This window comes from Larkinella soli (assembly GCF_003703975.1).
In the GTDB taxonomy this organism is placed as follows: domain Bacteria; phylum Bacteroidota; class Bacteroidia; order Cytophagales; family Spirosomataceae; genus Larkinella; species Larkinella soli.
On record NZ_QTJY01000012.1, the window covers coordinates 62,132 to 85,995 of the forward strand.

Sequence of the window (23,864 nt, forward strand, 5' to 3'; positions counted from 1 at the left end):
ATGGTTCGCAAACTCCTTCTCTACAGCTGGCTTTTTGCCGTGCTGCTGCCGACGTTCAGTCAGTGGGGGACCATTGCGTATTACCAGGTGAATAAGGATTACATCGCCCGCGTCCTGTGTCAAAACCGCGACAAACCCCAGCTGCACTGCGACGGCAAATGCTACCTCGCCAAACAGCTGCGGGCCCAGCAGGACCGGCAGGATCAGGAGACCGCCGAACGGGTGCAGAACCTGCCCGTGGTCCAGCTGTTCTGCCAGCACCCGACGCCCTTCCGGTTTCACCCGGTACCGATCGTTCTGTCCGAAACGATCCGGCCCCACGCGTTTCTTCCCGCCTATTCGGTGCCCCTGAGCGCCCTGTTCCGCCCTCCGCGCGTCTGATCCCTCCCCTGCCCCGTCTTCGGGCTCATCGTCCGCCGGCCGTTTCGTCCGGCAGGATGCTCTATGACCATTTCAACCCATTGACATAATCTCTATGACTCTCATACAAAGGTTCATAGCCGCTGCGCTATGGCTTTCCGGCACCGCTATGGCCCTCGCCCAACCGGCCGCCCGGAACCTGATCTTCGACGCCCATACTCACGAACCCGTTCCGGGCGTCACCCTCCGTTTCGACCCCGGAGCCGCCGGAACGGTCACCGACGCGGCCGGGACCTTCACGCTTCCGGACGGCGTCAGCCGGGTGGAAGCCTCGGCGGTCGGCTACCGCCGGCAAACCGTCGAATACCGGCCCGGCCAGGCGCTGCGCATCGCCCTCGAACCCGCCGTCGAGAACCTTCAGACGGTGATCGTCACGGGCAGCCGGGAAGCCGCCCTCCGTACCGAAACGCCCATCGCCGTCTCCCGGCTTTCACCCCGGCTGATCGAAGAAACCAAACCGACGGCCCTCTACGAGGTCATCAATAAAACGCCAGGGGTGCTGATGGTCAACCTCGGCAATGAACAGCATTCCATGGCCATCCGGCAGCCGATGACCACCAATGCCTACTTTCTTTATCTCGAAGACGGCGTTCCTGTCCGGCCGATGGGAGTCTTCAACCACAACGCCCTGCTGGAAATGAACCAGTTTACGATCAGTTCCATCGAGGTGGTGAAAGGGCCGGTGTCGTCGGTTTACGGCCCGGAGGCCGTCGGGGGCGCGGTCAACTTCCTGACGCAGCGGCCCACCGCCCTGCCCACCGCCCGCATCGGCCTCCAGGCCGACCAGTACGGCTACCGGCGGGTTCAGTTCGGGGCCGGAGCCACGAAAGGCCGGTTCGGTATGTACCTCGGCGGGCTGGTGTCTCGGCAGCGCGACGGCTGGCTGGCCGGCTCGGACTACGACAAATCCTCGTTTTTCACCCGGATGGAACTGGGCCTCTCGGACCGCACGCGCCTGACCGGCACGCTCTCCTGGAACGACTACGACTCCCGGACCAGCGGCAGCGTGGACAGCACGGCTTTCTTTGCCCGGAACTACGTCAGCACGACCAACTTTACGTACCGAAAAACGTTTTCGCTCCGCAGCCGCCTGACCCTCGAACACCAGTGGGGAAACAGTGGAAGCCAGTCGTTCGTGACGGCCTTCGTGCGGAACAACCGGCTGGGTCAGAATCCGGCCTACGCCATCCGCTGGACGGTGGGGTCGGCCACGGCCGCCGGCCAGATCAACGCGAACGATTTCCGCAGCTACGGGTTCATCGCCCAGCACACGCAGAAACTGCCGGTTCTAAACGGCCGGCTCATTGCCGGGGCCACGGTCGATCTTTCCCCGAATACCTATTCCGCCTACCAGACCGAGCTGACGGCTACCCTACGGCCGGATAAACGCTCCGTCGAGCGGTATTCGCTGGTGCGTGTACGGCCCGACCTTCCGCTGGCGAACTATGACGCCGACCTCTTCAACACGGCAGCCTATGCGCAGGTGGAACTGGAGCCGGTTCGGCGGCTGCGGCTCTCGGCCGGTCTGCGCTACGACCGGATGGCCTTCGATTACTCCAACGCCCTCGACCGCAGCGCCGGCCGCAAATCGTACCGCCAGTTGTCGCCCAAAGCCGGGCTGACCTACGATCTCGGACGCGGCAAGGGGCTGTATGCCAACTTCGCCCGCGGCTTTTCGCCCCCGGCCCTGACGTCGATTTTCCTGAAGCGGACCACTCCCACGCCCACCGGTGAGCTTTTCTACTATAACCTGCGGCCCGCCCGCTTCGACAACCTCGAAATCGGCGGCTGGGCCTCGCTGCTCGGCAACCGGCTTTACATCGACGGGGCGCTGTACCGCATGACAGGCACCGACGAACTGCTCAACATCCGCCAGCCGGATAACTCCTTCGACTATCAGTCGGCGGGGAAAACGCTGCATCGGGGGCTGGAACTGGGGCTGACCTACCGGCCCACAAAGCAGTGGTTTCTGCGGTTCGGCGGCACGCAGGCCGTCCATCGGTTTGTGACCTTTACGCTCAGTCGCCGGTCGTCGGATGCGGTGCAGAACGTCGACGGGCGCGATATGCCCTCGGCGCCCCGGTACATCTGGAACGGCGAGATCAGCTACTATCCGGTCTGGCTGAAAAACTTCCGGACCTCGCTCGAATGGCAGCACGTGTCGGGCTGGTACCAGAACCAGATCAATACCGTGCGGTATCCCGGCTACGACCTGGTGAATTTCCGGGCCGGCTACCGGTGGAAGGGGCTGGAGGTGTTTGCCAACGTGCTGAACCTCAGCGACGCGCTGTATGCCACCAACGCCACGCGGGGCAACAACGCCACCGACCGGACCACCTACACCCCGGCGGCTCCGCGGACGTTCGTGTTCGGGGTTCAGTATACGTTCGCCGGGAAAAGGAACTGACGGAAACGGGAGGCTGACCGATCACTCAAAGGGGATGAGATTTTCGACAGGCGGTTTTAAAATTTGGTAGAAAGCGATGAATTTAGCGGCAAAACCTAACCATTATGAGAAAATCCCTTTTGAAGCCGGCAGCCTTCTTTCTTTCTCTCATTCTCTCTTTTCCCGTTACCTCCCTTGCCGCCGGTTCCGACCCCGCGCTTGAAAAAGAAATCCAACGCATTGCCGCTGCCGCCCAGGGCAAGGTCGGGATTGCGGCCGTGGTGATCGAAACCGGCAAAACCGTCTCCCTGAACGGCGATGACCGGTTCCCGATGCAGAGCGTCTACAAGATGCCCATCGGCATGGCCGTGCTGCGGGCGGTCGACCAGGGCCGGTTGAAACTTGATCAGAAAGTGCCGGTGACGAAGGCCGATTACGTGGGCGAACGCCAGCACAGCCCCCTTCGGGACGCCCACCCCAACGGCACCGAAACCACCGTTCGGGAGTTGCTGCGTTACAACGTCCTGGAAAGTGACGGCTCGGCCTGCGACGTGCTGCTCCGGCTGATCGGGGGCGGGCCCGCCGTGACGGCCTATCTGGAGCAGAACGGCGTCAAAGGGGTCCGGGTGATCAATACCGAGAAGGAAATCGGCAGCGCCGAGGACGTGCAGTACCGCAACTGGGCGACGCCGAACGAGGCTCTGGCCCTGCTGAAGCTGCTCCACCAGGGCGGCAGCCTGTCGGCGGAAAGCCGCAAACTGATGCTGAAGCTGATGACCGACACTCAAACCGGCCTGAAACGCATCAGGGGGCTGCTGCCGCCCGGAACCGCCGTCGCCCATAAAACCGGTACGTCGCAAACGGTGAACGGCGTGACGGCGGCCACCAACGACATCGGCATCGTGACTCTGCCCGACGGCCGGCACCTGGCCATCGCGGTGTTCGTCTCCGACGCCCGGGCCGGTTCGGAGCAGCGCGAGAAGGTGATCGCCGAAATCAGCAAAGCCGTCTGGGACGCCTGGATCTGAGCCTGCCGAAACTATAATCACAACCCCCTCATCGTTGATATGTACCATGAATGAGGGGGTTTGTCTTTTTATCGCAACCGGCGCGGTGGTACCTTTGTGACCTCCCTTCCTCCTGCCGCGTTCAATGTGCCGGGCAGGTAAAGGGGCCAATCAAACGTCCGATAGCCATGTTCAAAAACAGCCCGTTATACAGCATCGTATGGAACAAATGCCCCCGTTGCCATGAGGGCGATTTCTTCGTAACGAAAAGTGCCTACCACCGCCATTTCGACCGGATGCACGACCACTGCCCGCACTGCGGAGAGGTGCTGACGCCGGAGCCGGGATTCTACTGGGGGGCCATGTTTGTGAGTTACGCCTATTATACGATGTATACTTTAGCTACCTTCTTTCTGTTCGTCAGCTGGCTGAAGATCGACCTGGATTATTACCTCGCCGGTCTGGTGCCGACGCTCGTGCTGCTGACTCCCTACTTCTTCCGCCTGGCCCGCCGGACCTGGCTCACCTTCTTCGTCTCCTACGATCCGGCCAAAACCCGGCTTTCGGTCGGGCGGTCCTGATCGCACCGAAGCAGGTATTTCATGCCGGCCGGGTTGTGGTCGATGGCTTCGAACAGCGACCCGGCCCGCTCCAGCGGGGCGATTTCGGTGATCAGCCGGTCGAGGGGCAGGGTATCACCTGCCGCCAGCCGAATGGCTTCCTCGAAGTCTTCGGGTTCGTAGACCCGGGCGCCGATGAGCTGCAATTCCCGCCAGAAAAACCGGAACAGGTCCACGGGCCGGGGTTCGGGATGAATGGCCACCATGACGATGCGGCCCCGCGCCCGCGCCACCTGGGTCATGGCCGCCACCCCGGCCGCCACGCCCGATACCTCGAACACCACGTCGGCCATCGTCCCTTCCGTAAACCGCTCCACGGCCGCCGTCAGATCGGATTCTTTCGGATTGACCACCGCCAGCCCGAGCGATTCGGCCAGTTCCAGCCGGTTTTCGTTTACCTCGGAAACCAGCACGCCGGCCCCCTTCTGTCGGGCCACCAGGGCGATGAGCATCCCGATGGGGCCGCCCCCGATCACGACGGCTTTCTCTCCGGCCTTCAGCCCGGCCAGCCGGACGTCGTGACAGGCCACCGCCAGCGGCTCGATGAGCGCGCCGAGGTGCAGCGGCAGTTCTTCGGGCAGTCGGTGCAGCGTATAGGCCGGCACGTTCCAGTAGGTCTGCATGCCGCCGGGCGTATCGATGCCGATAAACTTCAGATTCTTCCCGATGTGGCGCTGCCCATTGTCCGAAGCGTCTTCCGGACCCGGTTGCAGCGGCCGCACCGCCACACGTTCGCCGGGCCGCCAGCCGTCGACGCCCTCACCCACTTCGGCAATTTCGCCGGCCACTTCATGACCGATCACCTGCGGAATCTTCACCCGCTGGTCCATCTTGCCGTGATAAATGTGTACATCCGTTCCACAGATGCCGCAGTAGGCCACTTTCAGCCGGACCTCGCCGGGTTGTAGCGGCAAAAGGTCTCCCGGCCGGACCTCGAAGGATTGATTTCCGGTATAATACAATGCTTTCATACGTAAGGAATTTTAGATTTTAAGAGCCGGGCCGTTCCACGCCGGGCTGCTCCACGCCGGGCCGTTCCACGATCTGGACCATGTTGCCGTCCGGGTCGTAGAGGGTGCGGACCCGGCCACCGCCGATGGCCTCGATCACCTCCCCGCCCCAGCTCACCCCTTTCGTATCCAGCCAGGCGACGGCTTCGTCGAGGTTCGGCACCCGGAGGGCCAGGTGCGACCAGCCGGGCGTCCAGGTGGTCCGGGTCGGGCGGGCGGTTTCGTCGCGGGGCATCACTTCGAGCAGCGTGCCGTCGGGCGCCCGGAGCATCCAGACGGGTTTGGGATGATGGAACCAGCGTTCGTAGCCGAACAGATCGCAGTACCAGCCGGCCAGTTGTTCGACGTCTTCGGCCGCCACGGCGGGATGATCGACCCCGGTGATTTTCAGTGTATTCATGGTTTATAAGATTCAAGCTTCCGCAGGGCGGCCGCATACCGACGACCCAGTTCGCGGGCCGAAGGGGTATCGAAATGGGTGTGATCGCCCTTGTCGGTCAGCCCGGCCGCATCAACGCAGGCCAGCCGGCTTACCTTTCCGGGCAATCCGCGCAGCGTTTCGTTGATTGGTCCGGCGGCCGGGTTACGGGCCACCCAGAAGTCGCCCAGCGTCCCGACCACGACCGGCACGTCCGGCGCGTTCAGTTCCCGGCGAAACCGTCCGATCAGGCGAATCAGTTTGGCTTCGTAGGCCGGGGCCAGTTCAGGCTTGCTGTCGCTTTCGCCCTGGTGCCAGAGGATGCCTTTCAGCGTGCCGTCCTTCTGCGCCAGCCGCGCCCGCAGCAGAGCGTCGTCGTAAGGGTGGCTTTTGGTCTGGTCGTGATACCCGCCCGGCTGCCAGGCGTCGATGGGTGAACCGCCCGCTGCCGCCGGAATCAGTCCGATCCAGACCGAGGTATCGGCTTTCGCCATTTCCCGAGCGAAGGTCAAACCCGGCCCCACGCCGATCACGTCGGGTTTATCGAAATGCAGCGGATCGGCGGCCGGTACCCAGCGGTTTTCCCGGTTCAGCACCCAGATATGGGGGTGCGGCTGCCGGTCGGCGGGTTCGGGCGTGCCGCGGCCCGCCATGTTCGACTGCCCCACGAGCAGATACAGATGCACCTTTTGGGTGCCGGCGGGCGGGAACTGCGCCCGGCCGACGGAGGCCGTCAGCACGTTCATTAACAAAAGGCATAGCGCCGTTTTCAGGGAAGAAGAAGCCATTGGTGATCCTGCTTTTGAACGGTCCACTGCCGGCCGGAGCCGGAAAGCAGCCGAAACGTTTCTTCGTCAAAAGCGAGTGTCCAAGTTTCTCTACCGTCGGTCAGCGTCAATCGGTTTTCTTCCTTCGTTAGTGTCCATTCGTCGATCCGGTCGGCGGTGTCCAGCGCGAGGGCGTGGATCGCCAGCCGCCGGTGGGCCGGTGCGGTTTCCGTCCACCGGAACAGCAGGCCGCTGCCGGACCGCCCCTCGCCCTCCTGATTCGGCTCGACGTGGTAGGCGTCGTGGACAAAACCGTATACCGGATGTGAGGGCCGCGCCGTTCCTCCGTGAAACAGCTTCAGCGCCGAGCCGTTGCGCCGGACGGTCATGCCCCCCGCAAACGCATCGAATCGGGCCTGCCCATCGCGGTGGTTGACCAGCCAGTTCCAGACCGTCGTGACGGGCACATCGGCCTCGATGCGGTCGATGACAAACAGGGTCCGGCTTCCGGCCAGCAGCCAGAACCGTTCGAACCGGCGGATCGGCGGCCCGTAGGCGGCACCGGCTTCCGCGCCCACCACCGACACCTCGCCCTGCCGCGCGACGATCAGCCGGCGGTTGCCGCGGTCGACGGGTTCGCCCGGGCGGCCTTCGATAATGTTCCGCCGGGGCAGAACGCTTTTCTGTTCCAGCAATACCGCCTTGGCCAGGTCCTCCTGGAGGCCGAGGGCTTCGTTTTCGACCAGAAAGGTGCAGGTGTTGTGGGTCTGGGTGGCGCTTTCCAGCCCATGGATCAGATTACGGTAACAACTGTGTCCCGGATCGACCAGCAGGCGCTCCTGCCGGTGGACGAGGATAAAACTGTTCAGGTCGCCGTGCAGGTGGCCGGGGCCGCAGAGCGGGTCGCCCCCGCCGTTGACGGCCACGACGGTGTCACCCTCCCAGGCATCGCGCAGAAAGGCATGGCCGTTACTGAACGAAGCTGTCGTCGACACCCCGGCCGCTTCCGGTGACAGCGGCCGCGACGGATGGGTCAGCAGCGGCAGGGTCAGAAAGCCCCAGTCGTTGCGCATGCCGAAGGTCGCCAGGTCGTGCGGTCCCTGTTCCGGCACCGGCGCGTAATACCGGTCGAACAGCCCGCGGGCCAGCCCGCGCTCGGTTTCCGAAGCACTCCGGGCGGCCAGGTGCAGCAGGACGTCGCCGGAGGGGCGGAACAGGGCCGCGCTGTCGTTGAAGTTGGCGGCCCGCGCCCGGGGTTCATCGGACGTCAGCCTGCCGGACGGGTCAGCCAGCGGTTTTGCGTAGAACATACTCGACGCCACCCAGGCCATGCCGCGACCGTAGGCCGACACGTCCAGCGCAGCGGCTTTTTCCGGAAACCGCCGGCAGACCGCTTCGTAGGCCAGCGTCAGGGCCAGACTCAGGTAATTGCCGTATTGCAGCGATTCGCCGTAGGAGCCGTCGGACTGAAAGGCCCCGGCGCAGAGCGTCCACAGCGGCAGCATTTCGTCGATCAGATTCGCGTCGCCCAGCACGGCCGCAGGCACCAGCACCCCGGCCGTCAGGATGCCCCGCCAGTTGGCGAGGTGGGTGTTGGTGTCGAGCCACCGGCGACAGAGGGCGATGCCCTTCTCGCGCAGGGCGGTACGGATTTCGGTGCGTTCGTCTTCGGTATATACCGCATCGGCCAGGTCGAGTACGGCCGCGAGGCCCCAGCCGAGGTGGGCGGTTTCGAGATGACCGGTCAGCGGTTCGGCATGGCTGCGGAAGGGCGGTCCGACCCACTCCCCGGCCGACCGCCGGGCCAGTTCCAGCCCGACCCGGTGAATCCAGTCGGCCAGCCGTTGTTCGGGTTCGAGGGCGTACAGCAGGGCCGCATCCGAGAGGTATTCAGCCGTGGGGTAATACCAGAGCGTCCGGGCGTCCGGCCCCAGCAGACCGCCGGTTTCGACCCGCTCGTAGACCCGCTTCCGCAGGGCGGCATAAAACCGGTTCAGCAGCGAGCCCGGTTCCTGCCGTCCGGTCAGAATGGCCTGCCGTTCGGCCGTGGTCAGGAACACCGGCTCGCGGGCCGGGGGCGGGTCGTGAACCGGATGCGGGGTGGACAGCACTTTTTCCATTCAGAAATAGCCGCCTTTGGCCACCACTTCGGTCGGTTTGAGGCCGGATGAAACCATGTCCTTGATGTCACTTTCCTTATGGACCACTTCCTCGGCCGCCAGCAGCACGTCGTAGGCGATGTCCTGCGGGATGGCGATCACGCCGTCGATGTCACCGAAGATCCAGTCGCCGGGCTGCACCACCACCGCTCCCATCAGGATCGGCTTCTGGTAATAATACATCCGGAAGCGGCCGAGCATGCCGGTATTCGACTTATACTGGTAAAAGACGGGAAAGCCCTGTTCCAGAATGGAATGCGTATCGCGAATACCGTTGACGACGGCCCCCCGGCACCCGGCATTGGCGGCCGCCATGGTCATGACCTCACCCCATTGGGAGGTGACCGTGTCGCCGGTGCAGTCCCAGACTACAACGGAGTTCTCATGCAGGGCTTCGAGCATCCCGGCCCGCATTTCCATTTCGCCGTCGGTCGTGATGTCGGGCGCGCCCTTCACCGTAAAGGCCACCCCGGCCAGCTTCATGTGCTCGCGGAGGGGCGCAAAATGGGCCGGCAGGCTGGTGGTCTGGAGGTTATACCGGAAGCGAAGCACGTCGTTGACGGCGCCGGTATACAGGTTCAGGTACCGCTCCCGCATTTCGGAAATCGGAATGGGAAAGGCGGGTTTGTGGTGCCCGTTGCCGTTCAGAGGGGGAAGTTTCGTATTCATCCGGCTAAAAATTTCATGTTGTCGAAATTGATTTCTCGAATCAGCACGGCTTCGGGCTGATTCAGTACGAACAGGATCACGCGGGCCACATCGCCGACCTGGAGAAATTTCTCCCGGGGCACCTGGCGGTCGCCCCAATAGTTACTGTCGGTCGGGCCCGGGTTGACGTCGGTGACCTTGATGCCCTCGCGGATCACCTGGTCGGCCAGCCCGCTGCTGAGGCCCCGCGCACCGAACTTGGAAGCCGCGTAGACCGGGGCGTTGGGGTTGGTCCGCTGCCCGGCCATCGAAACCACCGTCAGGATATGGCCCTGTTTCCGGGGTTTCATGATCTTCAGGGCTTCGCGGTTGCAGAGGAACACCCCGCGCATATTCACATTCACCATTTCTTCGTATACCTCCAGTTCGGTCGCCGACAGGTCGGTGGTGAGCGATCCCAGCCCGGCGTTGTTGATCAGGACGTCCACCGTCCCGAAGGCTTCCGTGCAGGCCGCAAACCCGGCCATCACGTCCGCTTCGCGGCTGACGTCGCCCCGGAAGGAGCGCAGGTTCGGATGGGGCGCTTCGTCGGCCAGTTGGTGGGTGCGGCTGAAATCGAACACCTTCGCGCCCTGATCGAGGAGCTGCCGGGCGGTTTCCCGTCCGATACCGCCCGATGCGCCGGTAATAAAAACGACTTTATTTTCGATGTAATCCATTGATTAATAGTTATTTCTTCTCTTTTTTCCTGCCGGGAGATCACCCCCAGGCCCCGCACCGGCGGCCCGGCCTCCTAAAACAGGAGGGGGTGGCTTCGCGGAGCGTTGAAACCGGCAGCGCACTCCCCTCCTTACCAAGGAGGCCGGGCCGCCGGTGCGGGGCTGGGGGGTGTCAGGGCGCTTTCCGGTTCTGCCAGGTCTTTCCGTCGGTTTGACCTGCCGCGCGTCCAGAACCACAGGACGCCCGCCAGCACGAGGCAGATCACCCCGGCTCCGAACGCAAAGCGGCCGCTGGTCTGGTCGAGGGAGGGGCCGCTCATGGTCATGAACAGGCCGCCCGTGACGGCCAGCGCCACGGCATACAGCCGGTTCATCGAACGCATGAAAGCCGGGTCCTCGCGGGGCTTCTCGGCCTCCGTGAGCGGGGTAGCCAGCCGGCGGAAAAAGGCCTCGATGCGCCGGCGATAGGCCGCATCCTTCGCCGGGGCCAGCCCCGACAGCAGGAAAACCGCCACGCAGGTCAGGATTTCGATGAGCGTCGCCAGCTCCCAGGAAATGGAAGGCGTCATGTTCAGCACCAGCCCGATGGCCATGCCGACGATCACGGTCGCCAGCGCCCCCCAGGGCTGCGGGCGTTTCAGCACGATGCCCAGAATCAGCGGCAGCGTCATCGGAATGGCAAACAGGCCCGTAAACAGCTTGTTGGCCTCGAACGCTCCGCCGAACCCGCCGACGTATAGCGCCCCAACCGTGACGACGCCCCCGAGGGCCAGCGTCATCAGCCGACCGACCCACAGCGTCTCCTTCTCCCCGGCCTCCGGGTTGAACAGCCGCTGGTAGATGTCGCGGGTCAGGACGCCCGCCGTGACGTTATATTCTCCGCTCAGCACCGACATCGTGGCCGCGAACATGGCCGCCACCATCAGGCCCATGATGCCTTCGGGCAGCAGTTTGAGGCAGACGCTCACATAAGCCATTTCCGGATTTTCGAGATCCGGAAGGATGGCCCGGGCGGCAATGGACGGGAACAGAAAAACCACCGGGAACAGGAAGAAGAAAACCGCCGTCAGCAGCCCCTGTTTCTGGCTGGCCCGCTCGTCGCGGACGCTGTAGAACCGCTGGATGAAGGTCCAGTTGCCGCTGTATTTCACCAGAATCATGAGGTAGTATACCGACAGATAAAGCGGCATTCCCTTCGGGCCGTTGAAGGGGTCGAAGTGCTGCGGAAGGGTTTCCATCATCTTCGGAATCCCGCCGGCGGCCTGCATCGTCAGCGGCACCAGAATGAGCGTCGCCACCATCAGGATGATGAACTGCACGACGTCCGTAACGACCACCGCCCACAAACCGCCGGCGATGGTGTAGAGCGCCACGATGATGCCGCAGCCCAGAATGGCCTGTTCCAGACTCAGCCCGGCCGCCGTTTTGACGAACAGCCCGAGGGCATACAGGCGGACCATGTTGTCCAGAATCTTGAAAAACACCCCCGACCAGGCAAACAGCTGCCGCACCGGCGCATTGAACCGGGTTTCGAGCAGTTCCATCGGCGTCAGCACGCCCGCCCGGCGCCAGCGTTTGGCAAATACCGCCACCCCGACCAGCGCGGGCAGCACCGTACTCCAGATCAGCGTCAGCGCCACGAAGCCGTGCTGGTAGGCGATGCCGGCGTAGGCCACGAACATGAAGGTGCTGAACTTGGTCATGAAGTTGCTGATGGCCCCCGACACCCACGGAATCGCGTTGCCGCCCTTGAAATAGTCACCGACATTTTTGATGAAACGGCCCAGAAACAGCCCGATGCCCGCCATGAGCAGCATGTAGATGACGATGGCCCAGTAGTCCAGAGTTTGCAGGGTTTTCATGGGGGTCAGGGGTTAGGAGTAAACCGGTTCGGGCGGCTTACTGAACGGCCGACGCATCGGCGATCAGCACCGGATAGTCGGGCACCGGGATGCCCGTAAACGTATGATTATTACCGGATTTCTTCCAGTTTTCTTTCGGAATCTCGTAATACTTCCCCGTAATCAGGTCCACGAAAACCGGCCGTCTGAACTGTCCCTCGACGGTCAGAGTGGTCGGTTTGGGTTCATACGCATCGGCGGGCCGGGCTTCTTTGCTCCAGACCGTCACGAGAGCGGCCCCGGTTTTCCGGTGGCGGTAAGCGAAGGCGTTGACCGTCTCGCGGTCGGTGGTGGGCCGGACCTGCGTCCGGGTTTCGATCTGGTCGTCGAACAGCGAAAACACATACTGGGCGGCTTTGTAGGCCAGTTTGGGCCGCTCGATGGTCTTGTCCGGGTTGGTTTTCAGGAGGCCCTTCGTGTTGACGCCCACCATATGGTCGCCGGCTTCATAATGAATGTCGCTGATGGTGAACAGGTTGGTGGCGATGCCGCGTCCGTGGTCGCCCAGCATCCGGCGGAGGTCCCACTTGGCCTGGGTCAGCTCGGTCCAGTCGAACTCGCGCATGGCCCCGATGGGTTTGGCCGTCGAGGGAGCGCCGTTCTCGCCCTGCATGAACACCACCCCCGGCTTATACTGCCAGACCAGCGCCCGCAGTTTTTCGATGCCGGGGTAGGAAAGGTCGGGGTTGGGCGAATAGCCGTGGTAGGTCATGATGTCGATCAGGTCGAGGGCGTTTTCGCGCTTGAGCACCTCCATGAAGTCCCGGACGAAATCCAGCTTGTTGACGCTCGCCATCCCGAGAGCGATGAGCCGGGCGTCGGGCTGAATGCTTTTGACGAGCCGGGCGGTGCGGACGTAGAATTCTCCGATTTCGGTGCCGGTATGAGACGGGTTCAGGTCGGGTTCGTTCCAGATTTCCCACTCGGGCACCTGGTTTTTATACCGCGTGACCATCGCCCGCACCCAGTTGTCCCAGGCCGCCAGAGCTTCCGGCGAGGTAGGAATATGGCCCGCCAGTTTGGCTTCGCCCCCGCCCTCGTAGATCGGGTTGCCGTACGACAGTTCCACCCAGGGCGCCACGCCCCGCGAGGCCGCATCCGGGATAACGGCGTCGAGCCAGGCGAAGTCGTATTTTCCCTTCACTTTCTCGCACTTGGCCCAGCCGCCCTGCAGGCGGATGCGCTTGGCCCCCAGCGGGCCGAGGTAGGTTTTATAGGACTGATAATCCGTATAGTCCCGGTCGAGGGTTTCGCCCCCGATGCTCCAGGTGCTGGATTGGATGGCTTTGGCGTCGCGGGTTTTCAGTTGTCCGGCTTCCTTCCAGTCCGGCTGCGGCTGGGCGGAGGCCATCCGGCATCCCAGCCCTAAGAAAATGAGAATCGTTTTGAACATAATCATGCAGGAAAAAGAGAGTTCAGTACCCGGTATTCTGCGTCAGCGTTTTATTCAGGTCGATCTCGCGCTGCGGGATAGGATAGAACCGGTGAAAATCCTTGATTTTAAAGCCTTTGGCCGACAATACCGGCAGGTAGCGGCCGGTCCGGACCAGGTCGAACCAGCGGTGGTTCTCAAACGCCAGTTCGACCCGGCGCTCCTGTTCGACGGCCAGCCTGAAATCCGCCTGACTCAGCAGCGGCTTGTCGGCCAGACCGGCCCGTTTCCGGACCTGGTTCAGAAAGGGTAAGGCCTCGGCGGTTTTACCGGTTTCGTTGAGCGCTTCGGCCACCATCAGCAGCACGTCGGCATACCGCAGCACGGGAAAATCCACGTCCGAATCACCGGCCAGCGCGCCTTGCTGACGGAATTTGACCACATACGCATCATTGACGTCCCGGCCCTGGGCATTTTTAAAAGAAGTCAGCAGAGAAGCCTCCTTTCGCAGGTCCCCGGGTTCGAAGGCGCCGGCCAGATCGGCCGTCGGCCGGTTGAAGCCGCCCCCGTTGCCGCCCCCGGTGCCGAGCAGGGCCACACCGGCATTGAAGGGAGCCCAGTTGGACCACATCTCCGACCCCTGCCCGATTTGCCCGGAAACATAGGGCACGGCAAAAATGACTTCCCGATTGGCGACGTACGAGGTGGTCGGGCTGAACACGGCCGCGAAGCCGGGCATCAGATCATACGTTTTGGCCTCGATGACCTCCTTCAGCACCGCCACCGCGTTGTCGTATTGTTTGAGCGTCAGGTAGACTTTCCCGAGCAGGGCTCCGGCGGCTCCGCGCGAGGCCCGGCCGGCTTCGGCGGCCGGAAGGGTGGCCGGGAGTTTCTCCTTCGCCACCTTCAGGTCTTCGACGATCAGGGCATAGACCTCGGCGGCCGGGCTGCGGGTCAGGGTGTTGGCGCCGTACGGAGAAGCGATTTCTTTGGTTATCAGCTGCACGTCCCCGAACAGCCGGACCAGGTTGAAATAAAACAAAGCCCTGAGAAACCGGGCTTCGCCCTCGAAACGGTCTTTGCCGGCCTGCGGAACGGCGGCCGCCGGAAGGCGATCCAGGATGGCGTTGGTCCGGGCAATGCCCAGATAATGCCCCGTCCAGGCCGACCCGACCGTCGCGTTGGTGATGGTGACGAGCAGATCTTCGATTTCGTAGGTCGAGGCATTGAGGGCCTGCCGCGTCACGCCCAGGTCCGTGTTGTCGGAAACGACTTCAGTCATGGCAAAAAGGGCCCCGCTTCCGGAACCGTACAGGCCTGCGTTTTTGAGGGTGCTGTAGGCCCCGACGACGGCGTTGTAAAAATCCTCGGTGGTCCGGTAAAAGTTGGTTTCACTGCGTTCGGCCTGGGGCACCTCGTCCAGGAAACTCTCGCTGCACCCGCCCAGGAGCAGGAGAACGCAGAGGGATACGATTTTTTTCATGGTTTTCAGGCAGGTTTAAAAGGTCAGGTTCAGGCCAAACGTATACGTACGCGCCTGCGGATAGGTACCGAAGTCCAGCCCGGCCGCCCGCAGGTCGTCGCCGGAGTTGCTGACTTCCGGATCGTAGCCGTGGTACTTCGTAATCGTAAACAGGTTGGTGGCCGTCGCATACACGCGGATACCGTTCATTTTCAGCCGGTTGGTCAGCGAGCCGGGCAGCGTATAACTCAGCGAAACGTTCCGGATGCGCCAGAACGAGCCGTCGAACAGGTAGGACGTGCTGAACACGTTGTTGTTATTGCGGCTGCCCCGGATGCTGCGCCCATACACGCCGTTGCCGGGCTGCGCGGGCGAAACGTACCGGTTTTCGTAAACCTCCCGGAGCTGATTCTGGACCCCGGCATTGTTGATCATGAAGGTGGCGTCGAAAATCTCCTGCCCGACCATTCCGTTGGTCAGCACGTCGAGTGTAAAGCCCCGGTAAGAGAAATTGTTGTTGAATCCGAAGAACAGGTTCGGATGCGGACTGCCGATCACCTCCCGGTCGTTGTCGTCGACGCGCCCGTCGTTATTGAGGTCCGCCCATTTGAAGTCTCCGGCTTTCGCGAAGGGCTGTTTTCCGTAGGCGGTGGCCTCCTCGTCGGTCTGGAAGACGCCGAGGGTCCGGCGGCCGAAGAAGCTGCCGATGGGATCCCCGGCCTGGGTAACGGCGTAGTTGGCGCGGCCGGCCGCCGTGCTGAAAATCCGTTCGGCCTCGGTGCTCATCGACAGCACCCGGTTACGGTTGGCGGTCAGATTGAAGCCGGTCGTCCATTTGAAGGCACCGGTGGTGTTGCGGGTCGTCAGCGACAGTTCGACGCCCCGGTTCTGCACCTCCCCGAGGTTGACGATGGCGCTGGTCAGACCGGTAGCCGAAGGCGTCTGGATGTTGAACAGCATGTCGGTATTCCGTTTGTCGTAGTAATCGGCGGTAATCGACAGGCGGTTATTGAACAGCGCCAGGTCGATGCCCAGGTCCAGCTGCTTCATGGACTCCCAGCCCAGCAGACCGTTGGTGAAGGTCGAGCGGGCCAGCCCCGGGGTCAGCGCGTTGCCGATCACGTAGTTGGCGTCGCGCAGGAGACCGATGGCCCGGTAGTCGCCGATGGCATTATTCCCCGTCAGGCCGTAGCTGGCGCGGAGTTTCAGGTCGGACAGGAAGCGCAGTCCCTTCAGAAACGGTTCTTCCGACACCCGCCAGCCGACCGAGGCCGAAGGGAACGTTCCCCAGCGGTTATCGGCCCCGAAGCGGGAGGAGCCGTCGCGCCGGAGGGTGGCCGTCAGCAGATACCGGTCCTTGTAGCCGTAATTGACCCGGGCGAGGTAAGAGAGCATCGTATGAACCGTGATGGACTCTCCCCCGGCGTTGACGATACCGCCGTTGATGTTGTCGATGAGATTATCCGGAAATTTGGTGGCCTGGGCGTTCATCGAGTTGGCGTAGGCTTTCTGGGCCGTAAACCCCGCGACGGCATCCAGCGCATGATCGCCGAACCGCTTTTTATAGGTGAACGTGTTCTCGTTGAGCCAGTTGGTGGCTTCGCTGTTGGTGGCGGAAGCGTTGGTCAGGATGGTCGTCGGGTCGATGGTATTCGGCTGAAAACGGCGGTTTTTGGAGTAGTTCAGGTCGGTTCCCAGGGTGACCCGGAATTTCAGGTCCTTCAGCAGGGCATATTCCGCATAGGCATTGCCGAAAAACCGGAACTGGGTCCCTTCGATGGTCAGTTCCCGGGCCAGCTGAACGGGGTGCGGATACGAGATGTTGCCTTCCGTCGGCTGGTTGGTTACGGTATAGCTTCCGTCGGCGTTATAGACGGGCAGATAAGGCGGCAGGGAAAGGGCCGACTGCACGACCGCCCCGCCCGAATGCCCGATGGCGCTCACGTCGTCCTGTCGGGTAAAGCTGGGCAGCATGGTGATGCCGACGTTGAATTTATCCGAAAGCCGGGCGTCGAGGTTGACCCGGAACGTATACCGTTCGAGGCCCGAACTGATGATGATGCCTTTCTGATTGAAATAACCGCCCGAGACCGAATACCGGAGGTTTTCGTTGCCGCCCGAAGCCGCAATCTGGTAATTCCGGATCGGGGCCTGCCTAAAGATGGCGTCCTGCCAGTCGGTGTCGGGCAGCCGGGACAGGTCGCCGAGCAGCACCGACGGGATCTGGTAGGAGTTGGGACGCTTGCTGTTGGGGTCGCTGATGTTGGCACCGGCGACGTTGTCCAGATAGCCGTTGTTGCGCCCGTCGATGACGAACTGCGCAAACTCGCGGGTATTCATCAGGTCCAGTTTTTTGGCTACCTCCTGAAATCCGGTGTAGGCATCGACTTCGATGCGGGTTTTGCCGGCCTTCCCCCGCCGGGTGGTGATCATGATGACCCCGTTGGAGCCACGCGACCCGTAAATGGCGGTCGATGAAGCATCTTTCAGGACGTCGACGGATTCGATGTCGTTCGGGTTGATGGTGTTCAGCGGGTTTCCGATGCCGGAATTGGTGACGGGGTAGCCGTCGATGACGAACAGCGGTTCGTTGCCGCCCGAAATCGAGCCGATGCCCCGGATCAGGATGCTGGTATTGGCCCCCGGCGCCCCGTTGCTCTGTGAAATCTGGAGGCCGGCTACCTGACCCTGCAGCGCCTGATCGACGCCCGAAACCGGCAGCTTCTGAATGTCTTTGGCCCCGACGGAGGCAATGGCGCCGGTCAGGTCCTTCTTCTCCTGGGTGCCGTAGCCGACCACCACCACCTCGCCGAGCGTCTTGTTGTCGGGCTGAAGCTGCACGTCGAGGGTAGAGCGGCCGTCGATGGCGACCTCGCGGGTCAGGTAACCCACGTAGGAGATCACGAGCACAGTCCGACCGGCCGGAACATTGAGCCGGTAGACGCCCTCGGCCGAGGTGGTCGTGCCGGTCTGAGTACCTTTGACGGTCACGTTGACGCCGGGCAGCGTCTGGGCGTTCTCATCGGTGACGCGTCCGCTGACGGTGGCCGACGGCTGGGCCATCAGCCCGGCGGTCGTCAGAACCGCAGCGCAGAGACTCAGAAAAAGGCGCAGGACAAAGGGGGTTTTCATGAGAGGGCTTCGTATATACTATATCATCGTAAAATTTTTATTCAACGATGCAATAATATATCTTCTCCCCATTCACCGCAAGCCGATGGGACAATTTATTTTTCGAATTGCATTTTATGGATAGCTGAATCCGGATAGAATACAATTTCATCGGCCCGAACTTTATAAAAATCCCCAATTCTCTCCAAAGAGTATAATAATACGGACGATAAAAACTTCGGGCCGGGCTGCCCTGTTTCCCAAAAAAACCTTCCTTTTTAATGATGATAAACTCTAACCATAATATAGTATCTTGCAGTCACGCAGAACATAGTACTTTTTTCTATTATGGTATTGGTAGTTATCAAGGCGCTGGACATGCTCGAATTCGTTGCGCAGGACCAGGAGCGGACGTTTTCTCTGACCGAAATTTCGGAGGGTCTGCAAATTCATCAGGCCACCTGCGCCAACATTCTGAAAACGCTGGTCGGGAAGCAGTACCTGGAGCATGTCGGCCGGAAGAAGGGGTACCGTCTCGGCCCGATGGCCTACAACCTGACCAACAACCTGGCTTACAGCCAGAATCTGGTGTCGGCGGCCCGCGACGAGATGGAAGAGCTGACCCGCCGGGTCAATGAAACCTGCATCCTCGGCATCATCCGGAACCACAAGCGGTACATCGTTCACCTGGTCAACAGCGACCAGGACCTCCAGGTCCGCAGCCGAACAGAGCGCAACATCTACGAAACGGCCAGCGGCCGGGTGCTGCTGGCTTTTCTTTCCGACAAGGAGCGGGCGGCCCTGATCCAGGTGGTCGGCCTGCCCGCCGACGACGTCTGGCCGGAAGCCGCCACGCCCGAGGGGCTGGAACGATCTCTGGCGGCTATCCAGCGGGAGGAACTGTCGGTGACGCATTCGCGCTCCCATATCATCGGGCTGGCCGTTCCGGTCCGGCGGGGGCAGCAGGTGGTGGCCAGCATCAGCATCTTTCTGCCGGAAATCCGCTGCCCCCAATCCAAAAAGCAGGAACTGATCGACGCGCTGCGGGAGACGGCGGCCCGCATCGACCGGCGGCTCGGCGCGATGTAAACCGGTATCGGCCTAAATAAATTGAGGCACGGGTTACGATTTTCACCCGTAAAAAACTAACATCGTCTTTTCGACTTTTCCTAAACCCGAGATGATCAAACCTTTGCTTCTGGCGCTGGCCCTCAGCCTTGTCGGGGCCGCCCCTCCCTCCCGACCGGTTCAGGACCGGCCGGTGGGCGAATTCGATGGTACCCGTTCGATCGGCACCGGCCGCCAAACCGGCACGGCCCGCTACGACGCGGCCGGTCAGACCTACCAGCTGACCCGTCCGGCCGGGGCAACCCCTCCCGGGAAAGAGGCCGTCCAGTTTCTCTGGAAACGGCTGAAGGGCGACTTTCTCGTCTACGCCCGGTACCGGCTCCCGGCCGGGGCGGCCGGAAGCCGGCCCGAGGTCGGCTGGACGGCCCGGACCAGCCTCGAACCCGAAGCTCCCCAGGTGAGCGCAGCCGTCTCGGCCGACGGCCTGACCACCCTCCGAACCCGCCGGACGGCCGGGGGCGAAGTGGAGGAAAAACTCGCTACGCTGAAGGAAGCCGACGTCATCCAGCTCGAACGACGGGGGAACACCTTTCTGCTCTGGGCCGCCCGCTTCGGGGAGCCGTTCGAGATTCAGAAAGTGGAAAACCTGGCCCTGAGCGACGAGTTGTATGTCGGTCTGTTCCTCGGCGGAAAAGGGGGCGCCGGGGTCTTCGAGGAGGTCCGGATCACCATTCCGGCCAAACCCGACAACCCACCCGGCCGCATGACCCTCGGCAGCCGCCTGGAACTGCTCGACGTGACGACCGGCAAACGCGAACACATTTTCACCGCCCCGAACTCCATTCAGGCCCCCAACTGGACGCCCGACGGCAAGACTTTGATTTACAACAGCGAAGGGCTCATCTACACCTTCGATCTGGCAACCCGGAAGCCCGCCGTCCTGAACACCGGCGAGGTAAAGAACAACAACAACGACCACGTGCTGTCGTTCGACGGGAAGAGGCTGGGTCTCAGCAGCGGGGTGCGCGAGCTGGGTGGTTCGATCATCTACACGGTGCCGGTCACCGGCGGCACGCCGAAGCAGATCACCCCGCGCGGCCCCTCCTACCTGCACGGCTGGTCGCCCGACGGGAAGTTTCTGGTCTTCTGCGGCTCGCGCAACAACGAGTTCGACGTATATAAAATACCGGCGGAAGGGGGCGACGAAATCCGGCTGACGGACGCCAAAGGGCTCGACGACGGACCGGAATACAGCCCCGACGGCCGGTATATTTATTTCAACTCCAACCGCACCGGCACGATGCAGATCTGGCGCATGAAACCCGACGGCAGCGGGCAGGAGCCGGTCACGGACGGCGCGTTCAACGACTGGTTCGCGCACATCTCGCCGGACGGCAAACAGATGGTTTTCCTGTCGTTCCTGAAAGACGAGGTGGAGTCGGGCAGCCACCCGCCCTACAAGCACGTGTATCTGCGGACGATGCCGGTTTCGGGCGGCAAACCCCGGGTGATCGCCTACCTCTACGGCGGGCAGGGATCGATCAACACCCCTTCCTGGTCGCCCGACGGCAGGCGCATCGCCTTTGTGAGCAATACCGACGAAACGGGGCGGTAGTTAAAAGGGATTCCTGAGACATTTCAGTTGATTCCTGAAACTTAATCAATCTCTACTTGCTTGCGGCTGCAAGTAGAGATTGATAACACAAGAGCAGAGAAAATAAAAGGAGAGTTCTCTTGATTGTTTGTATAAGCAATATTAGATTTGGATGTTTAAACGATTATCCACTTCTAAAATTTTTAAGGAATGATTTGCATCTTTAATTCTTCCATCAAATTTTGGAGCAGCACCTTCGCAATTCTTGGTTCATTTTCCTTTTTATTAAGTGCTTGTAAGGAACCGGCTGTAATCGAAACTTCAAAAGAAATTGTCAATGCAGAAAAGAGAATTGAAGACCCCCATAATTATACTAGAGAAAACCTAAGTAAGATTGGCCGTGGCGTAATGTTTTCAATATCAAGAAATGAAGCTTTAAAGAGCTTACTTTATCAGGAGATTGAAAAGCAGTTTGATGGCGATTATAACGTTTTGATTGAAACTTTAGAAAAAACGAACTCACTCTTTAAACTAAAAAACAATATTGAATTAGCAAATAATAGCCCAATGGGGAGAACTTCAGGAGATGATGTATTAAAGGCATTTGAAGGTATTGAAGGGAACACCTATTTTCCTCAAGTGTATATCCCTTTTTACGAAAATCTGAAAAAGAAAGGCAAGATCAATAAAGAAAGTCCTGTTCTTGTAGCATACGACGGAATCACCAAAGAAGAAGAAGATGGGTACGTTTTAAACAAAAAAACCAGGAATTTTGAAAAATTACCATTTCGGATAAATGAAGAATATGCAAAAGATCATGAAGTTTGGGTATTCTCTGTGAATGATAGAGTGGATGGTAATAAAGAGAAGTCGAAATCAGCGGCAAAACTGAGAGCGGTTGAATCTCTTTATTTGGAAAGGATGAACGTTAAGGTTGCAAAGGAGGGCTGGCAATCCGGGAAAAGTGATATAAATATAATTGCCTACTGTACAAATCAAAATGGGGAGCACCCCTGGTATCCTGGAGCCTTTTATGTAAAAACTTTAAATCTTTACTCTGGCTTTGGAGGCCAAATTGACACATGGAGTCGGCAATACCTGGGAAGTATGCGTTTTTACGGCCATAAGATATGGTTCGTAGATGACGTTTCGAAAAAGTATGAATTCGGTGGAAATTACACGACTGATGACTTATCCCACCTCTACTATGTAATTTACGAGCAAGATAACTGGCCGGAGTCAATTAAAACCAGAAGATTTAATGTAGGAAATCACATTCTCGAAATGGGATACAGGTCTGCTGAATCCCATTATATTGGTGATTTCATTATCGCTTTCCCAAATTACTATGGATCAAATTCCGGCCGAACTTATCTTGTCGATAATAATGACATAACTGTAGACTTTAAGATCCGATGCGTTATCAATGGGCCAGAATTCTTCTGGCCCATCTCCTAACAGCATAGACAAATGAAGAAGCCTTTTTTACATTTTATCGGTAGAATAGCAACCACAATCATATTCCTTTGCGGACAATTTGTCTTTGGCCAACAAACTGTTGATGAAGAAAAGCTCAAACCATTTTCTTTTAACGTTGAAGCAGGAGTTTCGGCAAGAAGCACATTGATGAACTTTCTTAACTTTCGCAGGGTCGATGCATATGACCCAATTATCCCTTTCAACTACGAAAAACACCTTCAGGGGACGGCGGTAAATTTAGGCTTTAGCTTTTTTTGCAGGCCGATTAAATCTGGACTCGCCTACTCACCTTCATTTCGATACGATATCATTCACGGAACATTTAGTATTCCAAATTACAAAAAAGATTTTTTAACAGAACACCATGTATTTGCTTATAAAGCGTTTTGGCTGAACCCAAAAAGAAAGAAGTACCATTATTTAGGCTTGGGAATCGGCATAATGAATCCAGGAAAAAAATATCTGATAACCAAAGAAATCGGAAATGGAAACGTACGGCTAATTAAGCAGGATTTTTATCTTAATATGCAGTACAACGTGATCGATATCCGGTTCGGTGTACCAATCAGTCGAAGATTTTGGATAGAACCGATCGCAAGCATCATTCCAAAAACATTTCCCGTAAATAAAAGAGATACTTTTATCATGTATAGTTTAAAATTCTCCTATTCATTTAAGCCTGCTATTTTTAACTGATTAATACACATCCCTTTTCAGAGGGTCGTACCTTACCTCTCCCATTCGGTCGGAAACCTTTCCAGGTATACACCATTAAAAACGGACAGATTCTTTCTTTCTATTCCAACAACCCTGTATGATGAAAACAAGACGTGAATTTCTGAAAGCCTCGGGCTGCCTGGCGGCCGGGGCGCTCCTGACCCCTTCCCTTTCCCGGGCCGCCAAAGTGAAAAACGTAGGCATCCAGCTGTATACGGTCCGCAAGGAAATGCTGGCCGACGCCGTGGGCACGCTGAAACAACTGGCCGCCATCGGCTATAAACAACTGGAATCGGCCCGAAGTGACAAAGGCCACTTCTACGGCCTCCAGCCGAAAGAAATAAAAAAGATCGCCGGCGACCTCGGCATGACCGTCCGCAGCGGCCACGTCCACATCGACAATAACTGGCAGCGGTCGGTCGACATGGCCGTCGAAGCCGGGCAGAGTTACCTGGTCTGCTCGTCGCTGCCGTCGCAGGGGCAGACCGTCGCCAACTACCAGCGCTGCGCCGAACTGTTCTCCAAAGCCGCCGAAGCCTGCAAAAAAGCCGGGCTGGTGTTCGCCTACCACAACCACGACTATGAGTTCGACAAAGCCGGCGGCAAGGTGCTGTACGACATCCTGATCGAGGAGTCGGACCCGAAAAGTGTGATGATGGAGATGGATCTCGGCTGGGCCGTCCTGACCGGAAACGACCCGCTGACCTACTTCAAAAAATACCCCGGTCGCTTCCCGCTCTGGCACCTGAAGGACATGGACCGGGCCAAAAAGGAAAGCACCGAGTTCGGTAAGGGCCAGATCGACATCGTGAAGATGCTGAAGAACATGGATACGTCGGGGATGAAATACTTCTTCGTCGAACAGGAGGAATACCCCCGCACCGCCATGGAAAGCGCGAAATACGATTTTGACTATCTGGCGAAGCTGAATTATTAAAAAACCACCCCCCGGCCCCCTCCTTGGTAAGGAGGGAGAGTGCGCTGCCACTATTCAGTCACTGCGAAG

General features: G+C 59.7%; 19 protein-coding genes. 9 read left to right on the forward strand and 10 right to left on the reverse strand.

Annotated elements, in window-relative coordinates; all coding sequences use genetic code 11:
* From DX909_RS19930 to DX909_RS19945, 4 genes are all read left to right on the forward strand, one after another.
* Positions 1-381 carry a hypothetical protein gene (locus tag DX909_RS19930; protein WP_128546975.1) on the forward strand — a complete coding sequence of 127 codons (381 nt, stop codon included), beginning with the start codon at positions 1-3 and terminating at the stop codon, positions 379-381.
* A 94-nt stretch (positions 382-475) separates the two neighbouring features.
* Positions 476-2,827, forward strand: a complete 2,352-nt coding sequence (locus DX909_RS19935; protein WP_128546976.1) for a TonB-dependent receptor — start codon at positions 476-478, stop codon at positions 2,825-2,827.
* 104 nt (positions 2,828-2,931) lie between these two features.
* Positions 2,932-3,834 carry a class A beta-lactamase, subclass A2 gene (gene bla / locus DX909_RS19940; protein ID WP_128546977.1) on the forward strand — a complete coding sequence of 301 codons (903 nt, stop codon included), beginning with the start codon at positions 2,932-2,934 and terminating at the stop codon, positions 3,832-3,834.
* A gap of 167 nt (positions 3,835-4,001) precedes the next feature.
* The gene (locus DX909_RS19945) at positions 4,002-4,394 is read left to right on the forward strand and encodes a DUF983 domain-containing protein (protein WP_128546978.1); all 393 of its coding nucleotides are present in this window, start codon (positions 4,002-4,004) and stop codon (positions 4,392-4,394) included.
* On the opposite strand, the gene DX909_RS19950 is transcribed toward DX909_RS19945, so the two are convergent.
* The 10 genes from DX909_RS19950 to DX909_RS19995 form a co-directional block, all read right to left on the reverse strand.
* The gene (locus DX909_RS19950) at positions 4,352-5,404 is read right to left on the reverse strand and encodes a zinc-dependent alcohol dehydrogenase (RefSeq protein ID WP_128546979.1); all 1,053 of its coding nucleotides are present in this window, start codon (positions 5,402-5,404) and stop codon (positions 4,352-4,354) included. The genes DX909_RS19945 and DX909_RS19950 overlap by 43 nt on opposite strands.
* Before the next feature lie 19 nt (positions 5,405-5,423).
* On the reverse strand, positions 5,424-5,843 hold the full coding sequence (locus tag DX909_RS19955) for a VOC family protein (RefSeq protein ID WP_128546980.1): 420 nt from the start codon (positions 5,841-5,843) through the stop codon (positions 5,424-5,426).
* Positions 5,840-6,649 carry a sialate O-acetylesterase gene (locus DX909_RS19960; protein WP_128546981.1) on the reverse strand — a complete coding sequence of 270 codons (810 nt, stop codon included), beginning with the start codon at positions 6,647-6,649 and terminating at the stop codon, positions 5,840-5,842. Before DX909_RS19960 ends, DX909_RS19955 begins: the two co-directional genes overlap by 4 nt.
* Positions 6,631-8,748 carry a heparinase II/III domain-containing protein gene (locus DX909_RS19965; RefSeq protein ID WP_128546982.1) on the reverse strand — a complete coding sequence of 706 codons (2,118 nt, stop codon included), beginning with the start codon at positions 8,746-8,748 and terminating at the stop codon, positions 6,631-6,633. The genes DX909_RS19960 and DX909_RS19965 overlap by 19 nt, the downstream gene beginning before the upstream one ends.
* Positions 8,749-9,456 (reverse strand): RraA family protein, encoded by a 708-nt coding sequence (locus DX909_RS19970; RefSeq protein ID WP_229311117.1) that lies wholly within the window; start codon positions 9,454-9,456, stop codon positions 8,749-8,751.
* A complete protein-coding gene (locus DX909_RS19975; protein ID WP_128546983.1) occupies positions 9,453-10,154 on the reverse strand; it encodes an SDR family oxidoreductase in 702 nt (233 codons plus the stop codon). The genes DX909_RS19970 and DX909_RS19975 overlap by 4 nt, the downstream gene beginning before the upstream one ends.
* A gap of 131 nt (positions 10,155-10,285) precedes the next feature.
* A complete protein-coding gene (locus tag DX909_RS19980) occupies positions 10,286-12,016 on the reverse strand; it encodes a sodium:solute symporter family protein (protein WP_128546984.1) in 1,731 nt (576 codons plus the stop codon).
* Between the two features lie 37 nt (positions 12,017-12,053).
* A complete protein-coding gene (locus tag DX909_RS19985) occupies positions 12,054-13,448 on the reverse strand; it encodes a GH39 family glycosyl hydrolase (protein ID WP_128546985.1) in 1,395 nt (464 codons plus the stop codon).
* A gap of 22 nt (positions 13,449-13,470) precedes the next feature.
* Positions 13,471-14,910 carry a RagB/SusD family nutrient uptake outer membrane protein gene (locus DX909_RS19990; RefSeq protein ID WP_128546986.1) on the reverse strand — a complete coding sequence of 480 codons (1,440 nt, stop codon included), beginning with the start codon at positions 14,908-14,910 and terminating at the stop codon, positions 13,471-13,473.
* Between the two features lie 15 nt (positions 14,911-14,925).
* Positions 14,926-18,021 (reverse strand): SusC/RagA family TonB-linked outer membrane protein, encoded by a 3,096-nt coding sequence (locus tag DX909_RS19995; protein ID WP_128546987.1) that lies wholly within the window; start codon positions 18,019-18,021, stop codon positions 14,926-14,928.
* A 327-nt stretch (positions 18,022-18,348) separates the two neighbouring features.
* Between DX909_RS19995 and DX909_RS20000 the strand changes: the two genes are divergently transcribed.
* From DX909_RS20000 to DX909_RS20020, 5 genes are all read left to right on the forward strand, one after another.
* Positions 18,349-19,089: an IclR family transcriptional regulator gene (locus DX909_RS20000; protein ID WP_128546988.1), complete on the forward strand. Its 741-nt coding sequence runs from the start codon at positions 18,349-18,351 to the stop codon at positions 19,087-19,089.
* Between the two features lie 91 nt (positions 19,090-19,180).
* Complete coding sequence (locus DX909_RS20005) at positions 19,181-20,683, forward strand: TolB family protein (RefSeq protein ID WP_128546989.1); 1,503 nt, start codon at positions 19,181-19,183, stop codon at positions 20,681-20,683.
* 189 nt (positions 20,684-20,872) lie between these two features.
* Entirely contained in the window at positions 20,873-22,120 is a 1,248-nt protein-coding gene (locus tag DX909_RS20010; protein ID WP_128546990.1) for a hypothetical protein, read from the forward strand.
* A gap of 12 nt (positions 22,121-22,132) precedes the next feature.
* A complete protein-coding gene (locus tag DX909_RS20015) occupies positions 22,133-22,837 on the forward strand; it encodes a hypothetical protein (RefSeq protein ID WP_128546991.1) in 705 nt (234 codons plus the stop codon).
* Between the two features lie 121 nt (positions 22,838-22,958).
* A complete protein-coding gene (locus DX909_RS20020; RefSeq protein ID WP_128546992.1) occupies positions 22,959-23,795 on the forward strand; it encodes a sugar phosphate isomerase/epimerase family protein in 837 nt (278 codons plus the stop codon).
* The last annotated feature ends 69 nt before the right edge of the window (positions 23,796-23,864 follow it).